Source organism: Microbacterium sp. ProA8, assembly GCF_039905635.1.
GTDB lineage: Bacteria > Actinomycetota > Actinomycetes > Actinomycetales > Microbacteriaceae > Microbacterium > Microbacterium chionoecetis.
Genome location: NZ_CP157000.1, coordinates 108,261 through 130,781 on the forward strand (window position 1 = coordinate 108,261; position 22,521 = coordinate 130,781).

The 22,521-nt window shown below is 70.4% G+C and carries 23 protein-coding genes; 11 read left to right on the plus strand and 12 right to left on the minus strand.

What is annotated here, in order from left to right:
* Positions 1–34 precede the first annotated feature (34 nt).
* From ABG085_RS00520 to ABG085_RS00530, 3 genes are read right to left on the minus strand one after another with little or no spacing between them, the layout of a single operon-like run.
* Positions 35–730: a hypothetical protein gene (locus ABG085_RS00520; protein ID WP_347977506.1), complete on the minus strand. Its 696-nt coding sequence runs from the start codon at positions 728–730 to the stop codon at positions 35–37.
* Positions 727–1,656 (minus strand): ABC transporter ATP-binding protein, encoded by a 930-nt coding sequence (locus ABG085_RS00525; RefSeq protein ID WP_347977507.1) that lies wholly within the window; start codon positions 1,654–1,656, stop codon positions 727–729. The genes ABG085_RS00520 and ABG085_RS00525 overlap by 4 nt, the downstream gene beginning before the upstream one ends.
* Positions 1,653–2,045 carry a GntR family transcriptional regulator gene (locus ABG085_RS00530; RefSeq protein ID WP_347977508.1) on the minus strand — a complete coding sequence of 131 codons (393 nt, stop codon included), beginning with the start codon at positions 2,043–2,045 and terminating at the stop codon, positions 1,653–1,655. The genes ABG085_RS00525 and ABG085_RS00530 overlap by 4 nt, the downstream gene beginning before the upstream one ends.
* 382 nt (positions 2,046–2,427) lie before the next feature.
* Between ABG085_RS00530 and ABG085_RS00535 the strand changes: the two genes are divergently transcribed.
* From ABG085_RS00535 to ABG085_RS00555, 5 genes are read left to right on the plus strand one after another with little or no spacing between them, the layout of a single operon-like run.
* Positions 2,428–3,729: a betaine/proline/choline family ABC transporter ATP-binding protein gene (locus ABG085_RS00535; protein ID WP_347977509.1), complete on the plus strand. Its 1,302-nt coding sequence runs from the start codon at positions 2,428–2,430 to the stop codon at positions 3,727–3,729.
* Positions 3,726–4,718, plus strand: coding sequence for an ABC transporter permease subunit (locus ABG085_RS00540; protein ID WP_347977510.1), 993 nt, complete (start codon positions 3,726–3,728; stop codon positions 4,716–4,718). The genes ABG085_RS00535 and ABG085_RS00540 overlap by 4 nt, the downstream gene beginning before the upstream one ends.
* A 21-nt stretch (positions 4,719–4,739) precedes the next feature.
* Entirely contained in the window at positions 4,740–5,627 is an 888-nt protein-coding gene (locus ABG085_RS00545; protein ID WP_347977511.1) for a glycine betaine ABC transporter substrate-binding protein, read from the plus strand.
* 47 nt (positions 5,628–5,674) lie between these two features.
* Positions 5,675–6,589: a patatin-like phospholipase family protein gene (locus tag ABG085_RS00550; RefSeq protein WP_347977512.1), complete on the plus strand. Its 915-nt coding sequence runs from the start codon at positions 5,675–5,677 to the stop codon at positions 6,587–6,589.
* On the plus strand, positions 6,589–7,656 hold the full coding sequence (locus ABG085_RS00555) for a 1-acyl-sn-glycerol-3-phosphate acyltransferase (RefSeq protein WP_347977513.1): 1,068 nt from the start codon (positions 6,589–6,591) through the stop codon (positions 7,654–7,656). Before ABG085_RS00550 ends, ABG085_RS00555 begins: the two co-directional genes overlap by 1 nt.
* Positions 7,657–7,686: 30 nt before the next feature.
* On the opposite strand, the gene ABG085_RS00560 is transcribed toward ABG085_RS00555, so the two are convergent.
* From ABG085_RS00560 to ABG085_RS00580, 5 genes are all read right to left on the minus strand, one after another.
* On the minus strand, positions 7,687–8,676 hold the full coding sequence (locus ABG085_RS00560) for a hypothetical protein (protein WP_347977514.1): 990 nt from the start codon (positions 8,674–8,676) through the stop codon (positions 7,687–7,689).
* 39 nt (positions 8,677–8,715) lie between these two features.
* Positions 8,716–9,522 (minus strand): hypothetical protein, encoded by an 807-nt coding sequence (locus ABG085_RS00565; protein ID WP_347977515.1) that lies wholly within the window; start codon positions 9,520–9,522, stop codon positions 8,716–8,718.
* A gap of 124 nt (positions 9,523–9,646) precedes the next feature.
* Positions 9,647–9,784, minus strand: coding sequence for a hypothetical protein (locus ABG085_RS00570; RefSeq protein WP_204260058.1), 138 nt, complete (start codon positions 9,782–9,784; stop codon positions 9,647–9,649).
* 133 nt (positions 9,785–9,917) lie between these two features.
* Positions 9,918–12,251, minus strand: coding sequence for a phosphoribosylformylglycinamidine synthase subunit PurL (gene purL / locus ABG085_RS00575; protein WP_347977516.1), 2,334 nt, complete (start codon positions 12,249–12,251; stop codon positions 9,918–9,920).
* Positions 12,252–12,432: 181 nt separating this feature from the next.
* Positions 12,433–12,588, minus strand: a complete 156-nt coding sequence (locus ABG085_RS00580; RefSeq protein ID WP_347977517.1) for a hypothetical protein — start codon at positions 12,586–12,588, stop codon at positions 12,433–12,435.
* Between the two features lie 156 nt (positions 12,589–12,744).
* Between ABG085_RS00580 and ABG085_RS00585 the strand changes: the two genes are divergently transcribed.
* Entirely contained in the window at positions 12,745–13,233 is a 489-nt protein-coding gene (locus ABG085_RS00585; RefSeq protein WP_347977518.1) for a hypothetical protein, read from the plus strand.
* 23 nt (positions 13,234–13,256) lie between these two features.
* Here ABG085_RS00585 and ABG085_RS00590 read toward each other — a convergent pair whose 3' ends face one another.
* Positions 13,257–13,979, minus strand: a complete 723-nt coding sequence (locus tag ABG085_RS00590) for an alpha/beta hydrolase (RefSeq protein ID WP_347977519.1) — start codon at positions 13,977–13,979, stop codon at positions 13,257–13,259.
* 145 nt (positions 13,980–14,124) lie between these two features.
* Between ABG085_RS00590 and ABG085_RS00595 the strand changes: the two genes are divergently transcribed.
* The 5 genes from ABG085_RS00595 to ABG085_RS00615 all read left to right on the plus strand — a co-directional run bounded on the left by ABG085_RS00595 (position 14,125) and on the right by ABG085_RS00615 (position 17,857).
* Positions 14,125–14,790: a GntR family transcriptional regulator gene (locus tag ABG085_RS00595; protein WP_347977520.1), complete on the plus strand. Its 666-nt coding sequence runs from the start codon at positions 14,125–14,127 to the stop codon at positions 14,788–14,790.
* A gap of 150 nt (positions 14,791–14,940) precedes the next feature.
* Positions 14,941–15,381 carry a metalloregulator ArsR/SmtB family transcription factor gene (locus tag ABG085_RS00600; protein ID WP_347979247.1) on the plus strand — a complete coding sequence of 147 codons (441 nt, stop codon included), beginning with the start codon at positions 14,941–14,943 and terminating at the stop codon, positions 15,379–15,381.
* A 2-nt stretch (positions 15,382–15,383) separates the two neighbouring features.
* Positions 15,384–16,364, plus strand: a complete 981-nt coding sequence (locus ABG085_RS00605) for an SRPBCC family protein (RefSeq protein WP_347977521.1) — start codon at positions 15,384–15,386, stop codon at positions 16,362–16,364.
* Positions 16,365–16,384: 20 nt separating this feature from the next.
* Positions 16,385–17,263, plus strand: a complete 879-nt coding sequence (locus ABG085_RS00610; RefSeq protein ID WP_347977522.1) for an alpha/beta hydrolase — start codon at positions 16,385–16,387, stop codon at positions 17,261–17,263.
* 99 nt (positions 17,264–17,362) lie between these two features.
* Positions 17,363–17,857: an SRPBCC domain-containing protein gene (locus ABG085_RS00615; protein WP_347977523.1), complete on the plus strand. Its 495-nt coding sequence runs from the start codon at positions 17,363–17,365 to the stop codon at positions 17,855–17,857.
* Between the two features lie 48 nt (positions 17,858–17,905).
* Here the strand turns inward: ABG085_RS00615 and ABG085_RS00620 are convergent, their stop codons facing one another.
* The 3 genes from ABG085_RS00620 to ABG085_RS00630 form a co-directional block, all read right to left on the minus strand.
* Positions 17,906–18,985, minus strand: coding sequence for an acyl-CoA desaturase (locus ABG085_RS00620; protein WP_347979248.1), 1,080 nt, complete (start codon positions 18,983–18,985; stop codon positions 17,906–17,908).
* Positions 18,986–19,261: 276 nt separating this feature from the next.
* A complete protein-coding gene (locus ABG085_RS00625) occupies positions 19,262–19,951 on the minus strand; it encodes a response regulator transcription factor (protein ID WP_347977524.1) in 690 nt (229 codons plus the stop codon).
* Complete coding sequence (locus tag ABG085_RS00630; RefSeq protein ID WP_347977525.1) at positions 19,948–22,485, minus strand: DUF4118 domain-containing protein; 2,538 nt, start codon at positions 22,483–22,485, stop codon at positions 19,948–19,950. Before ABG085_RS00630 ends, ABG085_RS00625 begins: the two co-directional genes overlap by 4 nt.
* Positions 22,486–22,521 lie beyond the last annotated feature (36 nt).

Genomic DNA, 22,521 nt, shown 5'->3' on the forward strand with positions numbered 1-22,521 from the left:
CTCTCCGGGTGGAAGCCCGAGATCCGGAGAGGCTCTACGGCACAGCGCGCCGCAGGGTCAGGTACGAGATCCCGCTGAGGACCAGCGTCAGGACGAGACCGCCGAGGGCGAACCCGACCGGGCCCTGCACGACGAACCACGTCCAGACGTCGCCCCACATCTCCCAGCGCGTGATCGCCCAGACGGCGAGCAGCAGCACCACGCCGACGCCCACCCAGATGAGGGTCAGCAGCAGGGCGCCGAACCGCTTGTACATGGTCGCCGACCAAAACCCCAGCATGAAGATGAGCATCGCCATGACGAAGTAGAAGGCCGCGGCCCCGAGGGCTCCCCGCGACACGACCCAGTCGAGTGCGAAGAAGTAGCCGTTGATGCCCCAGCCGTTCGTCGCCTCCTCCACGAGGCCTCCGATGGCGAAGACGGCGGCGAGCAGCACCGCGCACATCGCGGCCGCCAGCATGGTTCCGAAGAAGAACTCCCGCCGTGTGACGCTCATCGCCTGCGAGAACGGGAACGTGAGCGTCAGCGATGAGATCCCCACGAACAGCAGCACCCACAGGGGTGCCTGCGAGCCGCCGCCGTAGAAGGGGCCGGACAGACCGGAGCTGTAGAGGATCGCGTAGATCACGATCGACATGGCGAACGACGCACCGAGCACGATCAGCGGCACCCAGACGAACGTCTGCTTGTTGATCAGCTGCATGCGCACGACGTTGACGGTGCGGTTCATCGCAGGGCTCCTTCGTCGAGGGTGGATGCCGATTCGCCGGCCCCGTGCGCGTGCGCCGTCGTGGTGCGCACGATGAGCTGCTGAAGCGACACCGGTGCGACGTCGAGCCCGGCGGCATCGAGGCGCTCACGGTCGGCGAGCGACAGGGCGCCGAGGACGGTGACGGATGCCACGTTGCCCAGGCGCTCGCGGTGGATGACCTGGCGGCCCGCGACGAACGCGTCGACGGCGGAGGCGTCGCCGACGATGTTCGCGGCGCGGTCGCGCACCGAGTCGGTCGCCTCGTCCATGATGATCCGGCCGCGGTCGATGACGAGTACGCGCTCGATGAGGTTCGACACCTCGTCGATCAGATGGCTCGACAGGATCACGGTGCGGGGGTGCTCGGTGTAGTCCTCGAGCAGCCGATCGTAGAAGATCTGCCGCGCGACGGCGTCGAGGCCGAGGTAGGGCTCATCGAAGAAGGTGACCTCTGCGCGTGCCGCGAGGCCGATGATCACGCCGACCGCCGAGAGCTGTCCGCGCGACATCTTCTTGATGCGCGTCTTCATCGGCAGCTGGAAGTCCTCGATCAGCCGATCGGCGAAGTCCTGGTCCCAGTTCGGGAAGAACAGGCGCGCCGTGCCGAAGGCGTGCTTCGCGAGCGCGTCGTCAGGGTACTTCTGGCTCTCGCGCACGAAGCACAGGCGTGAGAGCACCTTGGCGTTCTCGTACGGGTTCATGCCGAACACGCGCACGTCGCCGCTCGTGGCGAAGTTCTGTGCGGTGAGGATCGACATGACGGTGGTCTTGCCGGCGCCGTTGCGCCCCAGCAGACCGTAGATCGTGTTCTTCTCGATGGTGAAGCTCACGTCGTCCACCGCGACGACGTCGCGGTAGCGCTTTGTGAGACCCTTCACCTCGATGACGGGCATCCCGGTCGTCATCGTGGGTTTCCTTCCATGGTGGGGGCGGCGTGCGCGCCGGCACGGTCGCGGATGAGCGCTGCGAGGTCGTCGGGCCCGAGCCCGAGCTTGCGAGCCTCCGCCAGCAGCGGATCGACGAAGCGGTCGGCGAACGCGCTGCGGCGCTCGGCGAGCAGCAGATCCCGCGCTCCCGGGGCGACGAACATCCCGATGCCGCGCTGCTTGTACAGCACGCCCTTGTCGGTCAGCATGGCGATTCCCTTCGCTGCGGTGGCGGGGTTGATCCGGTAGAAGGCGGCGAGCTCGTTCGTGGACGGCGCTTTGGCCTCCGGGGCGAGAGAGCCGTCGATGATCGAGTCCTCGACGCTCTCTGCGACCTGGAGGAACAGGGCACGGCCTTCTTCGATCACGGCACTCCTGGGTGAGTTGGTTACTTACTTCAGTAGGTAACCATTGAGGTTGCGGGCTTGTCAAGTGGGGCGCAGCGCTGAGCGTCCGTCGGCCTCACGGCGCAGCCACCGGGGAGCCGTGGTATCACGCGTGCGCGATGTACGCAGGGAGCCGGCGACTGTCCAATTTGCCCGGCCGCGCGCCGTCGTGAAACGGTGGATCAGGCCCCTCATGGGGCTGTTCCCGACCAGTCCGCGGTCACGGGTGACGCCCTCACGGGGCGTCAGACCGGTGAGCGTATGGTCGGCGGCCGAAGCGGGGATCCGACATCCGCTGCGTGTACGGCCGCCACCCGGGCGCAACCGCTGCAGCTTCTGCACGGAAGCTGCCGAGGTGCACACAGTGACGCTTCCTCCTGCCATCGAGGCGAAGGGCCTCTTCAAAGTCTTCGGACGAAACCCCAAGGACGCCGTCCGGCGGCTCCGCACCGGCGCGACGCGTGCCGACGTCGCGGACGCCGGCTCGGCCGCCGTGATCGATGCGAGCTTCACCGTCCAGTCGGGAGAGATCTTCGTCATCATGGGGCTGTCCGGCTCCGGCAAGTCCACCGTGCTGCGCATGCTCAACGGGCTGCTTCCGCCCACTGCCGGCGACGTGATCGTGCAGGGGCAGAGCGTCACCAAGGCCTCGGCGAAGGCGCTGCGCGGCATCCGTCAGCGTTCCGTGTCGATGGTGTTCCAGCACTTCGCACTGCTGCCCCACCTGACGGTGCTCGACAACGCCGCCTACGCGCTCGAGATCCAGGGCGTCGGGCGCGACGAGCGACGCGAGCGTGCGCGCGAGATCCTCGGCAAGGTCGGTCTCGGCGACCGCGCCGACGCGATGCCCGACGAGCTCTCGGGCGGCATGCGCCAGCGCGTCGGTCTCGCCCGGGCGCTCACGTCGGGCACCGACATCCTGCTCATGGACGAGGCCTTCTCGGCGCTGGACCCGCTCATCCGCCGCGAGATGCAGGAGCAGCTCATCGAGCTGCAGCGGGAGCTGGGCCGCACCATCGTGTTCATCACCCACGACCTCAACGAGGCGATGTTCCTCGGCGACCGCATCGCGGTGATGCGCGACGGCCGGATCGTGCAGAACGGCACGCCCGAGGAGATCCTCACCGACCCGGCGAACGACTACGTCGCGCAGTTCGTGCAGGATGTCGACCGGGCACGCGTGCTCACCGCCGGCTCGGTCATGGCGCCGCCGGCGGCCACCACGCCCGTGAGCGCCGGCGTGCGCGGGGCGCTGCGGGTGATGCGCGATCTTCAGGTCGGATCGGTGTCCGTCATCGAGAACCGCAGGTTCTTGGGCACGGTCACCGACCGCGCGGTGATCCGCGCCGTCAAGGACGGCCGCACCGATCTGCGCGCGATCGTGCACACCGCCCACGCGGCGGTGCACGTCGATGACCCGCTGACGGATGTCGTCGAGCGGGCGGTCGAGCGCCCGGTGCCGGTCGCCGTCGTCGACGATGCCGGCCGCCTCGTGGGAACCATCCCCCGGGTGACCCTGCTCGCCGCGCTCGGCAATGTGCCGCCCGTCACCCGCGAGAACCCCGTCATCGACCTGCCCGCCACCGTGCCGGCGAGCGAGATCAGGCAGACCCTCGCGGCGGTGGAGCACCCCGCACCCGCCCTGACCGAAGGAGCCGCACGATGAACGATGTCTTCCGCCTCCCGCTGGGTGATGCCGTCGAGGCCGGCGTCCGCTGGCTGATCGACGTGCTCGGCGGCTTCTTCGACGTCGTCGCCGTCGTCTTCAACGGCCTCTACGGCTGGCTCGACGCGTCGCTCTCGACGCCGCCGTTCTGGGTCGTGATCCTCGTGATCGCCGCATTCGCCTTCTGGTCGAGGGGTCTCGTGCTCGCCGTCGGCAGCGCTCTCGGACTGCTCGTGATCGTCGCGGTCGGCCAATGGGCCAACGCGATGGATTCTCTGGCGCTGGTGATCCTGGCGGCCGCCGTGGCCATCGCGCTCGCCGTGCCGCTCGGCATCTGGGCCGCACGCAGCGATCGCGTGTCGGCGGCGCTGAGACCGGTGCTCGACTTCCTGCAGACGATGCCCGCGTTCGTCTACCTCATCCCCGCCATGCTCATCTTCGGCGTGGGCCCGGTGCCCGGCATGGTCGCCACGATCGTGTTCGCCCTCGCACCCGGGGTGCGTCTCACCGAACTGGGGATCCGCGGCGTCGATCCCGAGATCGTCGAGGCCGGCCATGCGTTCGGTGCGTCGCCCGGGCGCATCCTGCGCCAGATCCAGCTGCCGCTGGCGTTGCCGAGCATCATGGCCGGCGTGAACCAGGTGATCATGCTGAGTCTGTCGATGGTCGTGATCGCCGGCATGGTCGGCGCCGGCGGTCTCGGCGGACAGGTGGTGCAGAGCCTCAGCCGCATCGACATCGGCCTGGGCGTCGAGGCGGGCCTGTCGGTCGTGATCCTGGCGATGATCCTCGACCGCGTCACGTCGGGCTTCTCCACGCCGCGCCCGCGCACGGTGCGCCGCGCCGGCGCCGTTGCGAGTGAGACACCGGACGCAGAGACGGATGCCGCACGCCCGGTGACCGTCGGCCGAGGCGTACCCGCCACCGAGGCAGCGGCATCCGTCTCCGACGACGCGCCCTCCGCGCAACCCGAGCCCGTCCGCGTCTGACCCGACCCGAGAGGACCTGACATGACCATGCGACGCACCATCGCCGCCGGACTCGCGCTGGCCGGAACCGCTGGGCTGCTCGTGACCGGCGCGCTCGCGCAGACCGGGGCGGGGTCCGCCGGCGCGCGGCACCTCGAGATCGCGGTCTTCAACGGCTGGGACGAGGGCATCGCCGTGTCCGAGCTGTGGAAGGCCGTGCTCGAAGAGGAGGGGTACACCGTCGACCTCGCGTACGCCGACCCCGCGGCCGCGTACACCGGCATCGCCCAGGGCGACTACGACCTGACGCTCGACACCTGGCTGCCGCTCACGCACGCCGACTACATGGACACCTACGGCGACGACCTCGTCGACCTGGGGGCGTGGAACGACGAGGCGAAGCTCACCATCGCGGTGAACGAGGACGCGCCGATCGACTCGCTGACCGAGCTCGCCGCCAACGCCGACCTGTTCGGCAACCGGCTGGTCGGCATCGAGGCCGGATCCGGCCTCGTCACGGTGACACAGGACGAGGTCATCCCCGGGTACGGACTGGAGGGCATGGACTTCGTGACGGCGTCCACTCCGGCGATGCTCACCGAGCTGCAGGCGGCGACGGATGCCGGACGCGACGTCGCCGTCACCCTCTGGCGCCCGCACTGGGCGTACAACGCGTTCCCGATCAAGGACCTCGAAGACCCCGACGGCCTGCTCGGCGACGCCGAGGGCATCCACACCGTGACCTCGACCGCGTTCGCCGAGGAGTTCCCCGAGGTCTCGCGCTGGCTCGAGGACTTCCGGATGGACAACGAACTGCTCTACTCGCTCGAGGACGCCATGTTCGGCGCGTACGACGGCGACGACTACGGCCCCGTCGTGGCGGAGTGGATCGCCGACAACCGGGATTGGGTCGACGGCCTCACCCGCTGACCCCGGGAATCCCTGCCGCGGCCCCGCGCCCGAAATAGGGTGTGGGCATGACGGTGGCGTTCGTTCTCGGCGGTGGCGGCGTCCGCGGCGCGGTCGAGATCGGCATGCTGCGGGCGCTCCTCGAGTCCGGCATCCGTCCCGATCTGGTCGTCGGCACCTCGATCGGCGCCATCAACGGCGCGCTCGTCGCGAGCGACCCGACGCCGGCGGTCATCGGGCGCCTGCTGGACGCGTGGACGTCCCCCGCGGCGAACGCCGTGTACGGCGACTCGCTCCTCTCGCAGTTCACGCGGTTCGTGAAGACCAAGACGCACCTCAACTCCCCGGCGCCGCTGCGGCACCTGCTCGAGCGGTCGCTCGGCGCAGACACCCGCTTCGAGGACCTGCCGGTGCGCCTGCGGGTGGTCGCCGCGAGTATCGAGCGCGCCGCCGAGCACGTGTTCGAGTCGGGACCCCTGATCGAGGCGATCCTGGCGTCCGCGTCGGTGCCCGGCCTCCTGCCCCCCACGCGCATCGGCGACGAGCACTTCATCGACGGCGGCATCGTGAACTCGATACCGATCTCTCAGGCGGTGGATGCCGGCGCCCGCACCGTCTTCGTGCTGCAGGTGGGCCGCATCGAGGCGCCGCTCGCCGCGCCGCGGTCGGCCGTGGAGACGGCGCGCGTGGCGTTCGAGATCGCGCGTCGCCACCGGTACGCACGCGACATCGCGACGCTGCCGGAGGGTGTCGACCTCCACGTGCTGCCCAGCGGCGGCGGTCTCGACGGCGACGACGCGCTGATGTCGTACCGCCGCATGGACACCGTTCGCCGGCGCATCGACGCCGCCTACGACGCGAGCCGGTCGTTCCTCGCCGAGCGGGGCCTTGCCGGCGAGCGGGGCCTCGGCGGCGAGCAGCCGGCCGGAGGCGACGCCGCGCTCCGTGGCGACGACACCGCCCGCGGCGAGGGCGGACTCTGATGGGCGTGCCGCCGACCTGGGTGCGCCGCATCCTGCTGGCGCCGCTCGTGATCGTCGCCGCCCTCGTCATGCTGGTGCTCACGCCGGTGTGGCTGCTCGTCGCGCTCGCCCTCACGTCGCTGGTGCCCGGGCGGTTCCGCCTGCCCCGCGTGCTCTGGCTCGTGACCGTGTACCTGCTGTGGGACGCCATGCTCGTCATCGTGCTGTTCGGGCTGTGGATCGGCTCGGGTTTCGGCTACGCGATCTGGCGACCGGGGTTCGTGACCGCCCACTATCGCCTCGCGGCTTGGGCGCTGCGGGTGCTGTTCCGGATCTTCGGCGGCGTGCTGAGGCTCACCATCACCACCACGGGGGCCGATGACGGCGAGGCGGCGTCGAGCCTGGCCGCGTTCGAGCGGCTCTTCTCCTCCCGGACCCCGCTGGTCGTCGCGAGCCGGCACGGGGGGCCGGGCGACTCGCTGATCCTGATTCACACGCTGCTGAACGAGGTCGCCCGGCAGCCGCGCATCGTGCTGAAGTACACGCTGCAGTGGGATCCTGCGGTCGACATCCTGCTGCACCGCGTGCCGGCGCGGTTCATCGTGCCGACCGGCTTCGGGAAGCGGCACACGGGCGGCGGCCTGCGCGTGGAGGAGGCGCTGGCCGAGCTGGCGACGGGACTCGGTCCCGACGACGCGTTCGTCATCTTCCCCGAGGGCGGCAACGTCAGCCCCACGCGGCGCAGCTCGCGGATCGCGCGTCTCCGCGACGCCGGGCGCGAGGCGATGGCCGAGCGGGCCGAGGCGCTGCGGCACGTCATGGCGCCGCAGCCGGGCGGCATGCACGCTGCGCTGGATGCCGCTCCCGACGCGGACGTCGTCTTCATCGCCCACACCGGGCTCGACCGGCTCGTCACCCTCCGCGACATCTGGCGCGAGCTGCCGATGGACAAGGGCATCACCATGCGGGCCTGGCGCGTCCCCCGTACGGAGGTGCCCGAAGACCTGGATGCCCGCGCGGCGTGGCTGTTCGACTGGTTCGCCCGCATCGACGCGTGGATCGACGCGCAGCCCGTGGTCAGCGCCTGACCGCACGCGGCGTCTGGCGCGTTCGGACGCTCAGCGGTGGGGCTTGGGATGCGTGACCCGGCCGGGCACGTCGCCCGTGCCGCGGGCCGGGACCGGCCACTGGGCGGCGGCGGGCGGGGTCGTGCTCGGGCGCTTCGGCGCGGGCAGCGGTTCGGCGACGGGCTCCGGTGACGCCGGCGGCGGGGAGGCCGCAGGTGCGACGGGTTCGGACGTGGGCGGGGCGACGGCGGGCGTCGGCCCGGTGCTGGGTCCGAGCTCGAGCATCACCTTGTTCTCGAGCACCTCGATCGCCTCGTCCGAGATCGAGATGAGCCCGTCGAGCTCTTCGCGCACGCGCCGGTAGGCGAGCTGGCGCTCCGCGGGCGTGGCCGCCTCGTCGATGGCGACGGTGAGAAGCTTCTTGGCGGTGTCGAGCCGCTTGCGCTCGACCTCGGTGAAGCTCGAGTCGCGCAGGCGCCGGGCGTCGCGCTCGGCGACATCGAAGGCGACCTCGAAGTCGGCCACGGCGTTGCGGTACTCGGTGAGCTGCTCCTTCGACAGACGCGCCTTGGATGTTGCCGGGCGCAGTCCGTCGGCGATGCGCTTGGCGCGCAGGAATGCCGCCGTCAGCGGCTGGCGACCGTCGCTCATCGCCGGGAACGCGATGATCTTGGCCACGTCGAGCTCGTACTCGAGCCACCGCGCCGTGACGGCGTCGTGCGTCGCGAACAGGCGCTCGAGCTGGGTGGCCTGCGTCTCGCGCACCGGTGCCGCGGCCCCACGGCCTGCGGCGACCTCGTCGCTCACGCTCTGGGTGATCGATCCGGCGTCGACGGAAGGCAGGGATGCCGCCGGCACCACCTTGCCACGCGCCGCGGCCTGTGCGGCCTTGAGCTCCGCCTTCGCGTGCATCAGCTCGAGGCGCCGCTTGTGCCGGCGTCTCGTGCCCTGCTCCCATGCGTTTCCCAGAGCGGCAAGAAGACCGAACGCAGGGAAGGCCAGCCACCAGAAATCGCCCAGGAACTCGAAGAACGGCTCCACCCTGTCATGCTAACGGCCTCGCGGGCCGCTGTGTCGGGCTCAGGGCACCCTGCCAGCGGGTGGGTCGCTCCGCCGCGGCGGCGGCATCCGTGCGATGAGCGAAGGCAGGCGGTCTGCGAGCTCCGCGACGACGGCGGCCGCGGCGGTCAGCCCGGCGGCGGCGGTCGCTGCGGGTGAGGCGGGGCGGGCGGCTCCGGGGACCCCTGCCTGACGCTCGGCCTCGTCGAACGTGGACTCGAGATGGCGCACCGCGGCGCTGTACTCGCGGAACTGCTCGGGCGTCGCGCGCTCGCGCAGCGTCGGGCGCGCGGCGAGGGCCTCGCGCTGGGCACGGAGGAAGGCGACGGTGGCCGGATGCCGCACGTCGGTCATCTGCGGGTACTTCAGCGCCCGGTCGACGTCGGTCTCGTAGGCCAGCCATCGCAGGTTGACGGCGTCATGCGCGGCGTACAGCCTGTCGATCGGAAGGGGATCGCTCGACGTCGCCGCCCGGTACTGGGCGTAGCCCGCCTGCACCCGGGACCTGCTCGCGCGGAGCGCGAGCGACGCCGTCTTCTCCGCCTGCTTGGCGGCCAGCAGCTCGCGGCGCGCGTCGCCGGCCTGGAAGGCGGGTGCGCCCTGGCGCGATTTCGCCGTGAGCAGGTCGGCGGTCGCGGTGCGCACCCGCGCCTTGGCGGCGACGAGCTCGCGGTAGGCCAGCGACTCCTCCTGGCGCGCGGCATCGAGCTCGAGCCTTCTGGCTCGGCGGCTGCGCGTCGTCAGACCGGCATAGGTCGCCGCTCCGGCGCCGGCGGCGGCCGGAGCGATCCACCACCAGCTCGACACGATCAGGAGGATCGGCTCCACCCTGCCATGGTAGCCGCGGCTGCGGCCGCTGAGCCCGGGAGTTCGCCGACGATCTGCAGCGGTGCTCCGGGCCGGGCCCCCTGAGAAGCGCCGCCTCGAGCGTGAGGTTCGGCGAAAGAGCGGATCAGCCGAAGAGGAGGGCGAAGACCGTGGCGCCGCCGCCGACGAGGATGAGGGCGACGATCGTCACCCACGCGATGATCTTGACGCGCCGCTGCCGGGTGTCGTTGAAACCGCTGTACTCGTCGTCTTCCGGCGCCATGGGCTCAGTCTAGTGGCCGCGTTCGGGGCGCAAATCGTCCGTCGGGGCGCAGAAATCGCGCCCCGACGGAGCGAATACGCCCCAAACCCGGAAGCTCGCTGCCGCGAGGGGGCCACGACGGGGGAGTGGCGGGTCAGGCGGTGTGCTCGGTGACGATCGGTCCGAAGGCGTCGGGAAGGGTCGACGTCGACAGGCCGCGCAGTTCGGCGAGCGGCACCGTGAACAGTCCCTGCACCTCGAGCGCCGGCTCGTCGCCGTCCGCCGCGCTGTCGGTGACGCCGATGCGCAGCACCGGGTAGCCCCGGCCCTCGCACAGGCCGCGGAACTTCACGTCGTCCTCGCGCGGCACCGTGACGATGACGCGGCCCGTGGATTCGGAGAAGAGCGCGGTGGCGGCATCCACACCGTCCCGCTCCATGATCTCGTTCAGCCACACCCGCGCACCGACGCCGAAGCGCATGACACCCTCCGCGAGGGTCTGCGCGAGGCCGCCCGACGAGAGGTCGTGCGCCGACGACACCAGCGACTGCTGGCCGGCGGCGTGGAGCAGCTCGGCGAGCTTCTTCTCTTGCGCCAGGTCGACCGCCGGCGGGCGACCGCCGAGGTGACCGTGGATCGTGCCGGCCCACTGCGAGCCCGAGAGCTCGGTCGCCGTGACGCCGAGGAGGTAGATGTTCTCGCCGGCGTCCTGCCACCCCGAAGGGATGCGGCGGGCGACGTCGTCGATGATGCCCAGCACGCCGACCACGGGCGTCGGGAAGATCGGCTGGTCGCCGGTCTGGTTGTAGAACGAGACGTTGCCGCCGGTGACGGGCACGCCGAGTTCGAGGCAGGCGTCCGACAGGCCGTCGACCGTCTGCGAGAACTGCCACATGACCTCGGGGTTCTCGGGGCTGCCGAAGTTGAGGCAGTCCGTGACGGCGGTCGGCACCGCGCCGGTGACGGCGACGTTGCGGTACGCCTCGGCCAGCGCCAGCTTCGCGCCCTGGTACGGGTCGAGCTGGCAGTAGCGGCCGTTGCAGTCGGTGGCGATGGCAAAGCCCAGGCCCGAGTGCTCGTCGACGCGGATCATGCCGGCGTCGTCGGGGAACGCCAGCGCGGTGTTGCCCATGACGTAGTAGTCGTACTGGTTGGTCACCCACGACGTATCGGCCAGGTTCGGGCTCGAAACGAGGCGCGTGAACTGGTCGCGGAGGGTGCCGGCGTCGGTCGAGCGGGGAAGAGCGGATGCCGAGTCCTCGCGCAGCGCGTCGATCCAGGTCGGGTAGGCCACGGGGCGCTCGTAGACCGGTCCGTCGACGGCGACCGTCGACGGATCGACGTTCACGATCTCCTCGCCGTGCCAGAAGATCTGCAGGCGGCCGTCGCCGGTGACCTCGCCGAGCACCGACGTCTCGACATCCCACTTGCCGACGACTGCCAGGAAGGCGTCGAGCTTCTCGGGAGCCACGATCGCCATCATGCGCTCCTGGCTCTCGCTCATGAGGATCTCCTCCGGCGTGAGCGAGGGGTCGCGCAGCAGCACGTTCTCGAGGTCGACGCGCATGCCCGAGCCGCCGTTCGCGGCGAGCTCGCTCGTGGCGCACGAGATGCCTGCGGCGCCGAGGTCCTGGATGGCTTCGACGAGCTCGTCGCGGTAGAGCTCGAGGCAGCACTCGATGAGCACCTTCTCGGCGAACGGGTCGCCGACCTGCACCGCGGGGCGCTTGGTCGGGCCGGTGCTGTCGAACGAGTCGGAGGCGAGGATGGATGCTCCGCCGATGCCGTCGCCGCCGGTGCGGGCGCCGAACAGCACGACCTTGTTGCCGGCGCCGGTCGCGTTGGCGAGCTTGAGGTCTTCATGGCGCAGGACGCCGACCGCGAGCGCGTTGACGAGCGGGTTGCCCTGGTACACCGCGTCGAACACCGTCTCGCCGCCGATGTTCGGCAGACCCAGGCAGTTGCCGTAGAAGCTGATGCCCGAGACGACGCCGTGCACGACGCGCGCAGTGTCGGGGTTGTCGATGGCGCCGAAGCGCAGCTGGTCCATCACCGCGACCGGGCGCGCGCCCATCGAGATGATGTCGCGCACGATGCCGCCGACGCCGGTCGCGGCGCCCTGGAACGGCTCGATGTAGCTCGGGTGGTTGTGCGACTCGACCTTGAAGGTGACCGCCCAGCCCTCGCCGATGTCGACGACGCCGGCGTTCTGGCCCATGCCCACCATGAGGCGCGTCTTCATCTCGTCCGAGACCTTCTCGCCGAACTTGCGGAGGTAGATCTTGGAGGACTTGTAGGAGCAGTGCTCCGACCACATGACGGAGTACATCGCCAGCTCACCGGAGGTGGGGCGGCGACCGAGGATCTCACGGATCCTGTCGTACTCGTCAGGCTTGAGACCGAGCGCCGCGTACGGCTGCTCCTTCTCCGGCGTGGCGATGGCGTTGTCGACGGTATCGGCGACGGCGGTCGAGGAGGGGGTGGTCACGCGGCTCAGCTCCAGAAATTCGGGGATGCCGGACCGGTCCAGTCTAGTTCGGCCGCGGCATCCGCTCGTCTCGTGCGACGGCTGCCTCCAACCAGGGGATCCGCCGCCGAACCCGCGGGTGTCTCGGGTCCGTGTTGGCATGGATGAGCGAGGCGCGTGGTGCGGCAGGATGGCTCCGATGTCAACGCCAGCCGATCCTCGCCTCGAGGAGCTTCACGCTCTTCGCACCCGTGCGTACGGACCGCACGCCGACATACACGAGGATGCGGCGGCGCTCGCCCGCCTGCGTGAACTCGAAGCGCACCCGGACGGCGAAGTCGGTGAGAGTCCGATCCACGCGCAAGCCGTCCAGGGGCGCCTAGAGTCGACGGCCGGCCCGTCGGCCCCGGCAGGCGCCGGGCACGCCTCCCTCGAGCCTGGCGGCGACGTATCGGCCCCGGGCGCGCCCGTCGGTTCCGTGGAGTCTCCGGCGTGGTGGCGCCGGAGGGTACCCGTGCTCTGGACCGCCGCTGCGGTCGTGGTGGGCATGGTGCTCGGCATGGGAGTGATGTTGCTCGTGCAGCCGGCTGCGTCAGGTCAGGTCGCGGTGGCGCAAGCCGCTGCGCCCACGCCCCGCGAATCCGAGCCCGCGGAATCCGTTACCCCGCCAGTCACCGACGCAGAGACGTGCGCGGCTATCGCCGACGTCCAAACGATCACGTTCAACGCTGACAACGGGGTGCGCGACGGCCGGATGGTCACCCAGGAGCAGCAAGGCTGGTACCGACTCGCGGCACGTACTCTCGCTGCGGTTCCGACTCGAGGGGAAGGACCCGTCAGCGACGCGGTCGCCGGCCTGCAAGAGGTCGCCCCGGTCAGAGGACCCGTGCTGACTGGGACGCAGATCGGATCGGACCAGTGGAACGCCGCAGCACAGGTGGTGTTCGAATCCTGCCGGGAGGCAGGGGCCCAGGTCATCGTGGAGGCCTACACCGGCGGATAGCAGCAGTCTCCCGATTCACCGGTTCAGCGAGCGCCGGCTGCGGCCGCCACCTTGGCGGCAGAGTTCGCGGCAGTGGCGATCACGTCGGCGACGGTCTCGGCCTGCGTGAGGAACAGGGCGTGGCTGCCGGGAACGTTCGTGATCTCGGCGCCGATGCGGCTGGCCATGTGCTGCAGCATCGCCTGGTCGAACGCCTTGTCCTCGGTGGCGATGACCGCCCAGCTCGGCTTGTCGCGCCATGCGGCAACCGTGACCGCTTCGCCGAACACGGCCATGTTGACCGGCACCTGACTGTCGGCCATGAACATCGCGTCGGCCTCGCTCACGTCGGCGGCGAATCCGGCATGGAAGGCGTCGCGGTTGAGGTAGCCGAAGCCGTCGCCGGTCACGTCGATGACGAACTCGGGCGTGGCGGCGAAGCCCTCGTACTGCTGCCCGCTGGTCTCGCCGACATCCGGGATCAGGGCCGACACATAGACCAGCCCGGCGACCTTCGGGTGCACGCCCGCCTCGGTGATGACGGTGCCGCCCCACGAGTGGCCGACGAGGATGGCCGGACCGTCCTGGGCGTCCAGGACACGGTTGGTCGCAGCGACGTCGTCGGCGAACGAGGTGAGCGGGTTCTGCACGATCGACACGCGGTAGCCGCGCGCGGTGAGGAGGTCGTAGACCCGGCGCCAGCCGGACCCGTCCGCGAACGCCCCGTGCACGAGGACGACGTTCTTGATCTCTTCGGTGGTTGTCATGACTCTTCCTTCCGATTCGGCTCCGACGAGCCGGGTGGTTGTGAGGTGTAACACCAGCGATACGCAATATATTGCACACAGGATTCAAGACGCAAGAGGACATGCCGACTTGCATTCGCGGCCGACAACGTGCGCAATATATTGCATGCCGATTCCTCAGCAAGCCCCAGGCGTGGACCGCAGGCTTCTGCGTGACGACGTCTTCCGTCGGTTGCGCGATGCGATCGTCGATTGCACGTTCCTGCCCGGCGAGCAGTTGAAAGACACAGATCTCGCCGAATGGCTCGGTGTGAGCCGGACGCCGGTGCGTGAAGCGCTGCTGCGGCTCGCGGCGAGCGGGCTCGTGATCGCCAAACCGGGCCGATCCACCACGGTGAGCGCCATCGATCCCAAAGCCGTCCGCGATGCCCGAGACGTCGTCGCTGCGATGCACGTGCTCGCCGTCCGTGAAATGGCGGGGAACGCCACAGAGGCGGAACTCGACCGTATGAGGGATGCGAACCGCCGCTTCGCGGAGGCGTTGAGCGCGGGCGACATCGCCGCGGCGATGGACGCCGACGAGGACTTCCATCGAGTGCCCGTGACAGTACTCGGCAACGATGCGATCGTGTCGGTGCTGGACCAGTTCGGGCCCGTCGTGCGCCGTGCGGAGCGCATGCGCTTCGCCGCGGACGGCCAGTCTTCGCTCGAACGTCACGAGCAGCTCATCGCGCTGATCGCCGGCGGGGACGCTGAAGGGGCATCGGATCTGACCTTCAAGACCTGGCACACCCTGTCCGTCGACGACGACCCGTCACCCGAACAGAGCTGAGCCGAAGAATTGCGGCGATGCCTCCACGCGCTGGAGGCACTCGCCGTCGTTCGCCGACGTCGCCGCGCTCGGGAATGCGCTCGTGACGAATCTCTTCGTCGCGAGAAAAACTGTTGACGGATGCCGCAGGCGGGCGTAACGTACAACCAAATGGTTGTACGAATTGAACTCACCGACGATGAGACCGATCGCGTGTTCCACGCGCTCGCGGCGGCGACGCGGCGTGACATCCTGCGCCGCGCGATCGAGCGCGAGCACTCGGTCTCGGCGCTCGCGCGCGACTACGACATGTCTTTCGCGGCGGTGCAGAAGCACGTCGCCGTGCTGGAGGCGGCCGGGCTCATCGTCAAGCGCGCCGAGGGCCGCGAGCGCCTCGTGCGAGCGGACCCGACGATGATCGCCCGCGCGCGTGCGCTGCTGGGGCACTACGAAGAGATGTGGCGCGGGCGCATCGACCGGCTCGACGCACTCCTGGCGGGCCCGCGTGGGTCGGGGCCGCCGACGGCCCCGACCGGGCCTGACGAATCCACGACGCAGGAATCCACGACACACAAGTCCACGACGCAGCAATCCACGACACAAGGAGAATGACAATGCCTGTCACCGATGTCACCACCGACGCAGAAGCGCTCACACTGACCATCACGGCCGAGTTCCCGGCCCCGGTCGAGCGCCTCTGGGAGGCCTTCACCGATCCCCGCCAGCTCGAGCGCTTCTGGGGCCCGCCCGGATACCCCGCGACGTTCACCTCGTTCGACCTCACGGTCGGGGGCCGCGCGCGCTACCTCATGACCAGTCCCCGGGGCGAGAAGTACCACGCGACGTGGGAGTTCCTCGAGATCGACGGCCCGCGCTCGCTCGCGGTGCTGGACTCGTTCGCCGATGAGACCGGCAAGGTGCTCGACGACATGCCGACCTCGCGGATGACGATGACCTTCGAGCCCACGTCATCCGGCACGCGACTGGAGACCGTCACGCGCTTCACCTCGGCCGATGCGCTGGAGCAGGTCGTGGCGATGGGGATGGTCGAGGGCACGACCATGGCGATCAACCAGCTCGACCGCGTGCTGCAGGGCCTGCGCGAGTACGCCGCGGGCAAGGGCACGCAGGTCGAGATCCTCGACGACAGGCACGTGCGGATCACCCGGCTCATCGACGGGCCGATCGATCTCGTGTGGCGCGCCCACCAGGAGCCCGAGCTGCTCGAGAAGTGGATGCTCGGACCCGACGGCTGGCGGATGTCGGTGTGCGAGGTCGACCCCGCGGTCGGCGGTCGCTACCGCTACGAGTGGGAGCCCCTCGAAGGCACCGAGGGCCGGCGATTCGGCTTCGACGGCGAGACCCTGCTCTCGGAGGCGCCGCGCCGAGCGGTCACCACCGAGCACATGACCGGGACGGACTACCCCTCGACGCTCAACGACCTGAACCTCGAGGAGGAGGACGGCGCCACGCTCATCACGCTCCTCATCGAGTACCCCGACAAGGAGACGCGCGACATGGTGCTCGCCACCGGCATGACCGACGGCATGGAGACGAGCTACGCCCGTCTCGAGGGCGTGCTGGCCGCCGTCTGACGGGCGAAGCGGAGACGATGATGACTGAGAACACCGTCACGCGCGCCGTGACCACTCATGTCGTGGGCGCCGGAGACGACGCCATCACCTACGACATCCACGGCGACCTGACCGAGGCGACCGTCGATCGGCCCGCGCTGTTCCTCTTCGCCGGTCCGATGGACGCGAGCGGGCTCGCACTCCTCGCCGCGCGCATCACGGACAGGCCGGTGGTGACGTACGACCCGCGCGGTGCCGGGCGCAACCCCGTCGGCACCGCCGACATCACCGTCGAGCAGCACGCGTCCGATCTGCATCGCGTCATCGCGGCGCTCGGCGTCGGCAGCGTCGATGCCTTCGGCACGAGTGGCGGGGCGGTACACCTGCTCGCGCTCATCACGGCCCACCCGGACGACGTGCGGATCGCCGTCGCGCACGAGCCGCCCCTCGCTGAGCATCTCCCCGACCGCGATGCGGTGCTCGCCGTGATCGCCGACATGAAGCGCACCTACGCCGAGCAGGGCGATGGCGCTGCAATGGCGAAGTTCATCGCCTTCGTGACGTTCGACGGACCGGTGCCCGACGACTACCTCGACGCAGCTGCGCCCGATCCCGAGATGTTCGGCATGTCGTCCGAGGATGACGGCGCCCGCACCAGTCCGCTGCTGCGGAACATGCCGGGGACCATCGCCTACAACCTCGAGGTCGACGCGCTGCGAGCGCTGGGCGAACGCCTCGTCGTCGCGGTCGGCGTGGAGTCCGGCGACACGCTGGCCGCGCGCGGTGGCCGCTCGGTCGCCGCCGCGGTCGGCGTGCCGGTGGTGGAGTTCCCCAGCCACCATGCCGGCTTCACCGATCAGCCGGGGTATCCCGGCGACCCGGCGGGCTTCGCCGCTCGCCTTCAGGAGGTTCTCGGTTGACGGATCGGGGCCGCCGCGAATTCGGCGGCGAGCCCCGCCACCCGCGCCCCTGAGGGCGTGACCGCGACGGTACGGTACGACCAGAAGAAGGAGAGGACGATGGCTACGACGTTCGACGTAGAGGTGAGCCGCGAATTCGATGCGCCGATCGAGCGCGTCTGGGGGGCGTGGACCACGCCCGCCGACCTGCGGGAGTGGTGGGGACCGGAGGGGTTCACGTGTCCTCGCGCCGAAGCCGACATCCGCGTCGGCGGCGCGATCATCGTGACGATGCGCGCGCCGGCGGAATGGGGTGGCGTCGACTACCACAACCGCTGGGACATCACCGAGCTCGAGGCGCCGACGACCCTCCGCTACATCATGCGATTCTGCGACGAGGACGGGACGCCGATCACCCCGGCTGAGGCCGGAGTCCCCACGGCGACGACCGAAGACGGCCGCCACGAGGTGACGTTGACACACCTCGGCGGCGGGCGCACCCGCCTCGACATGGTCGAGCACGGCTACCTGACCGCCGAGGCGCGGGACATGTCGACGATGGGCCTGGAGCAGTGCCTCGACAAGATGCAGCGCCTGGTCACCCCGCAGCCGTGAACGCGAAGGGGACGGATGCCGCGGCATCCGTCCCCTTCTCGAATCAGCTCAGACGGTGCGGAAGCGGTTGACCATCGGGCAGTCGAACGGGTCGCGGGCCGAGAGGCCGACGCGGTTCAGGTAGGCGATGACGATGCCGTACGACTGGATCAGGCTGGTCTCGGTGTAGGGCACGCCGCGCGTGCGGCACTGCTCCATCACGATCTCGCGGGCCTTCGCGAGGTACGGCCGCGCCATGCTCGGGAAGAGGTGGTGCTCGACCTGGTAGTTGAGGCCGCCCATGAGCGTCGTCGCCCACCAGCCGCCGCGGATGTTGCGCGAGGTGCGCACCTGCTTGGAGAAGAAGTCGAGCTTCGCGTCGGCCGCGATGATCGGCATGCCCTTGTGGTTCGGCGCGAACGAGGCGCCCATGTAGACGCCGAACACGGCCAGCTGCACACCGAGGAAGGCGAACGCCATGCCGATCGGCAGGAACAGGAACAGCGGCGTGAGGTAGAGCGCGAAGCGCACGACGATCAGCGAGAGCTCGATCCAGCGGCCCTTGACCTCGCCGCGCGAGAGGAGGTGCTTGAGGCCGAGGAAGTGCAGGTTCAGGCCCTCGAGCGTGAGCAGCGGGAAGAACAGCCAGCCCTGCTTGCGGGTGATGAGCGCGCCCAGGCGGCTCACCTTGGCGGCGTCCTCCTCGAGGAAGCGGATCGTGTCGACCTCGATGTCGGGGTCCTTGCCGACGCGGTTGGGGTTCGCATGGTGCCGGTTGTGCTTGTTGTTCCACCAGGAGAGGCTGATGCCCACGACGCCGGAGGCGAGGAAGCGCCCCAGCCGGTCGTTCGCGGGTCCGGAGGCGAGGATCTGCCGGTGGGCGGCCTCGTGCGCGAGGAACGAGACCTGCGTGAAGATGATGCCCAGCGCGCCGGCGATCAGCAGCTGGTACCACGTGTCGCCGAGCAGGATGAATCCGGTGATCGCGCCGCCGAGGGCGAGTACGAGTGCGGCGCCGACGAGGGCGTAGAACCACTGGGCCCGCGCGAGCAGGCCGGTCTCGCGGACGACCTGCGAGACCTCGGTATAGGCCCGGGCGACGGGGGGAAAGGTCTCGGTGCCGGCGTAGGTCTGTCGGACCGGGCCCAGACGGGCGACCTCGGGTGCGACAGCGGTGATGGTGGCGATGATCGCACCTGCTCTGGTCGATTGCCGACCGCCTGGTCGACGCGTAGCCACAGACGGATGCCGGTCGCTAGGGCCCACACTACGCAGGTGCATATGACCGCAGGGGAATGGGCTGGCGATGCCCAGCATGTTGGGGGTCCATGCCCAGGCGCGCCCTCTTGACAGGCCCAGGCGCGAGCGCCGCTTACGGTGGCGTGGACGTCTCCTTCGCTCCACGCCCGCTCCCGGGCCGCCGGGTCAGGCGGCGTCCGGGGTGTCGGTGAGCAGGCGGTAGCCCATCCCCGACTCGGTGAGAAGGTGCGCCGGGTGGCCGGGGTCGGCCTCGAGCTTCTTGCGCAGCTGCGAGATGTACAGCCGCAGGTAGCCGGTGTCGGCCACCTGCTCGGTGCCCCAGATGTCCTTGAGAAGCGCCTGCCGGGTGACGAGCGAACCCGGGTTGCGGGCGAGGAACTCGAGGATGCGCCATTCCGTCGGCGTCAGGTGCACGCGCTCGCCGCCGCGGGTGACGGTCTTCGTCGAGAGATCGACGACGACGTCGCCGAACGTCACGACGGGGGCTCCGGATGCCGCGCCCAGGCGTCGTGACAGCGCGCGCAGCCGTGCGAGCAGCTCGTCGATCTGGAACGGCTTGGTGACGTAGTCGTCGGCACCGGCATCCAGCGCCTCCACCTTGTCGGCCGAACCGGTGCGGCCCGAGACCACGATGATCGGGGCCGTCGTCCAGCCGCGCAGCGCCTGGATGACCTGGACGCCGTCGAGCCGGGGCATCCCGAGGTCCACCATCACGATCTCGGGATGCTCCTTGGCCGCGAGCGCCACGGCCGCCGCCCCGTCGGGAGCGGCGATGACCTCGTAGCCGTGGGCGGCGAGCGTGATGCGGAGAGCCCGGACGAGCTGCGGATCGTCGTCGGCGATGAGCACCTTCACGACAGGTCATTCATGAGAGGGGCCTCTCTGGGCGTGGAGGGTTCGGCCACGGGCAGGGAGATGACCATCGTGAGACCGCCGCCCGGGGTGTCTTCGGGGGCGAGCGTACCGCCCATGCCCTCGGTGAAGCCCTTGGACAGGGCGAGCCCGAGACCGAGGCCCGCGGTGTTGTCGGTGTCGCCGAGACGCTGGAACGGCGTGAACATGTCGTCGCGACGCTCGGGCGAGACCCCGGCGCCGTGGTCGATGACCCGGATCTCTGCGATGCCCCCGAGGCGGCTCGTCGTCACCCGGACGCGGGTGCCGGAGGGCGCGTAGCGGGCGGCGTTCGCGAGCACGTTCACGAGCACGCGCTGCAGGAGCACCGGGTCCGCCTCGACGGACCGCAGCTCCGCGTCGAGGGCGAGCTCGAACCGATCGGGGCCGGCGCCCAGCTCGTCGAGCGCCGCGAGCACGACCCCCGCGCTGTCGACCTCCTGCAGCGAGACCGCGAGCACCCCCGCCTGCACGCGGCTGACATCGAGCAGATCGGTGACCAGCGCCGACAGCGTCGTGAGCGACTCGTCGGCCGTCGCGATGAGCTCGGCGCGGTCTTCGGGTGACAGATTCCCGCCGGAGGCGCGCAGGCCCCCGACGGCCGCCACGGCAGCCGCGAGCGGCCGGCGCAGATCGTGGCTCACCGCCGAGAGCAGCGCGCTGCGCACCTGGTCGGTTTCGGCGAGCACACCGGCCTTGCGCGCGGCCGCCGTGAGATCGGTGTGCTCGAGGGCGGCCGAGAGCTGCGCCGTCACCGCATCGATGAGGCGGCGCTCCGACGCGTCGAGCACGTGGCCGTGCAGCTCGAGCGTGGCCGGCGGGCCGCCGTTGCGGCGGGCGACCGTGACGGCGTCGAAGCGCCCGTCGCGCACGGGCTCACCGTCCGTCGCGAGCACCGAGCCGTCGGCATCCACGAGTCGCACACCCGCAAGACCGATCGACTCGCGTGTCCGCGCGATCAGGGCGGGCACCGCCGAGTCGCCGCGCAGGACGCTCCCGGCGACCGTCGCCAGCAGCTCGGCCTCGGCCTCGGCGCGCCGGGCGGCGCGTGCGGCGCGGGCGGCACGGTCGACGATGAAGCTCACGAGCACCGCGATGACGACGTAGAGCAGCAGGGCCCACACGTTGCGCGGATCGGCGACGCCGACCGTGTAGTACGGCGGCACGAAGAAGAAGTTGAGGGTGAGTCCCGACATCACCGCCGCGAAGACGGCCGGCCAGATCCCGCCGACGAGGGAGACGAGCACGACGAGCAGCTGGTAGGCCAGGACGTCGCTCGTGATGGTCTCGTCGCTGCGGATGGAGACCAGCAGCCAGGTCAGCAGCGGCCCGCCGACGATCGCCAGCAGGAAGCCCAGCAGGCGCCGCTTCATGCTCAGCGCGCCGCCCGTGATGCGCGGCAGCCGGAAGCGGTCGCCGGCGGCGGCGTGGGTCACGATGTGCACGTCGATGTCGCCGGACTCTCGGATCACCGTCGCGCCGATGCCGGGGCCGGTGAGGGCCGCGGCGAGCCGCCCGCGCCTGCTCACGCCGATGACGAGCTGCGTCGCGTTCACCGAGCGGGCGAACTCCACGAGCGACCGGGGGACGTCGTCGCCGACGACCTGGTGGTACGTCCCGCCGAGCGACTCGACCAGCGCCCGCTGGGCGGCGAGCGCGCCCGGGTCGCCGGAGCGCAGACCGTCCTGACTCGACACGTGCACGGCGAGCAGCTCGCCGCCGGCCGATCGCGCGGCGATGCGGGCGCCGCGGCGCAGCAGCGTCTCGCCCTCCGCGCCGCCGGTGAGCGCGACGACGACCCGCTCGCGCGCCTGCCAGGTGCCGCTGATGCCGTGCTCGGCGCGGTACGTCTTGAGGGCGCTGTCGACCTCGTCGGCGAGCCACAGCAGTGCGAGCTCGCGCAGCGCGGTCAGGTTGCCGAGGCGGAAGTAGTTCGACAGCGCCGCGTCGATCCGCTCCGCCGGGTACACCAGCCCGGCCGACAGGCGGTCGCGCAGCGACTGCGGCGACAGGTCGATCACCTCGACCTGATCGGCGGCCCGGACGACGGCATCCGGAACCGTCTCCTGCTGTGCGACGCCCGTGATCTGCTCGACCACGCCGCCGAGCGACTCGATGTGCTGCACGTTGACCGTCGTGATCACGTCGATGCCGGCGTCCAGGAGCGCGTCGACGTCCTGCCAGCGCTTGTGGTGCGGCAGCCCGGGGGCATTGGTGTGGGCGAGCTCGTCGACGAGCGCGATCTCGGGATGCCGCGCGAGCACGCCCTCGAGATCCATGTCGGTCAGCTCGACCCCGCGGTGCGAGATCCTGGTGCGGGGTACGACGGCGAGGCCCTCGACGAGGGCGCCCGTCGCGGCGCGGTCGTGCGTCTCGACGACGGCGATGACGACGTCGCGGCCGTCGTCGGCGAGGCGGCGGCCCTCTTCGAGCATCTCGTACGTCTTGCCCACTCCGGGCGCCGCCCCGAGCAGCACCCGCAGCTTGCCGCGCTTCATGTGGTCACCCTATTTCGTCGGGAGGTCGTGCAGCGC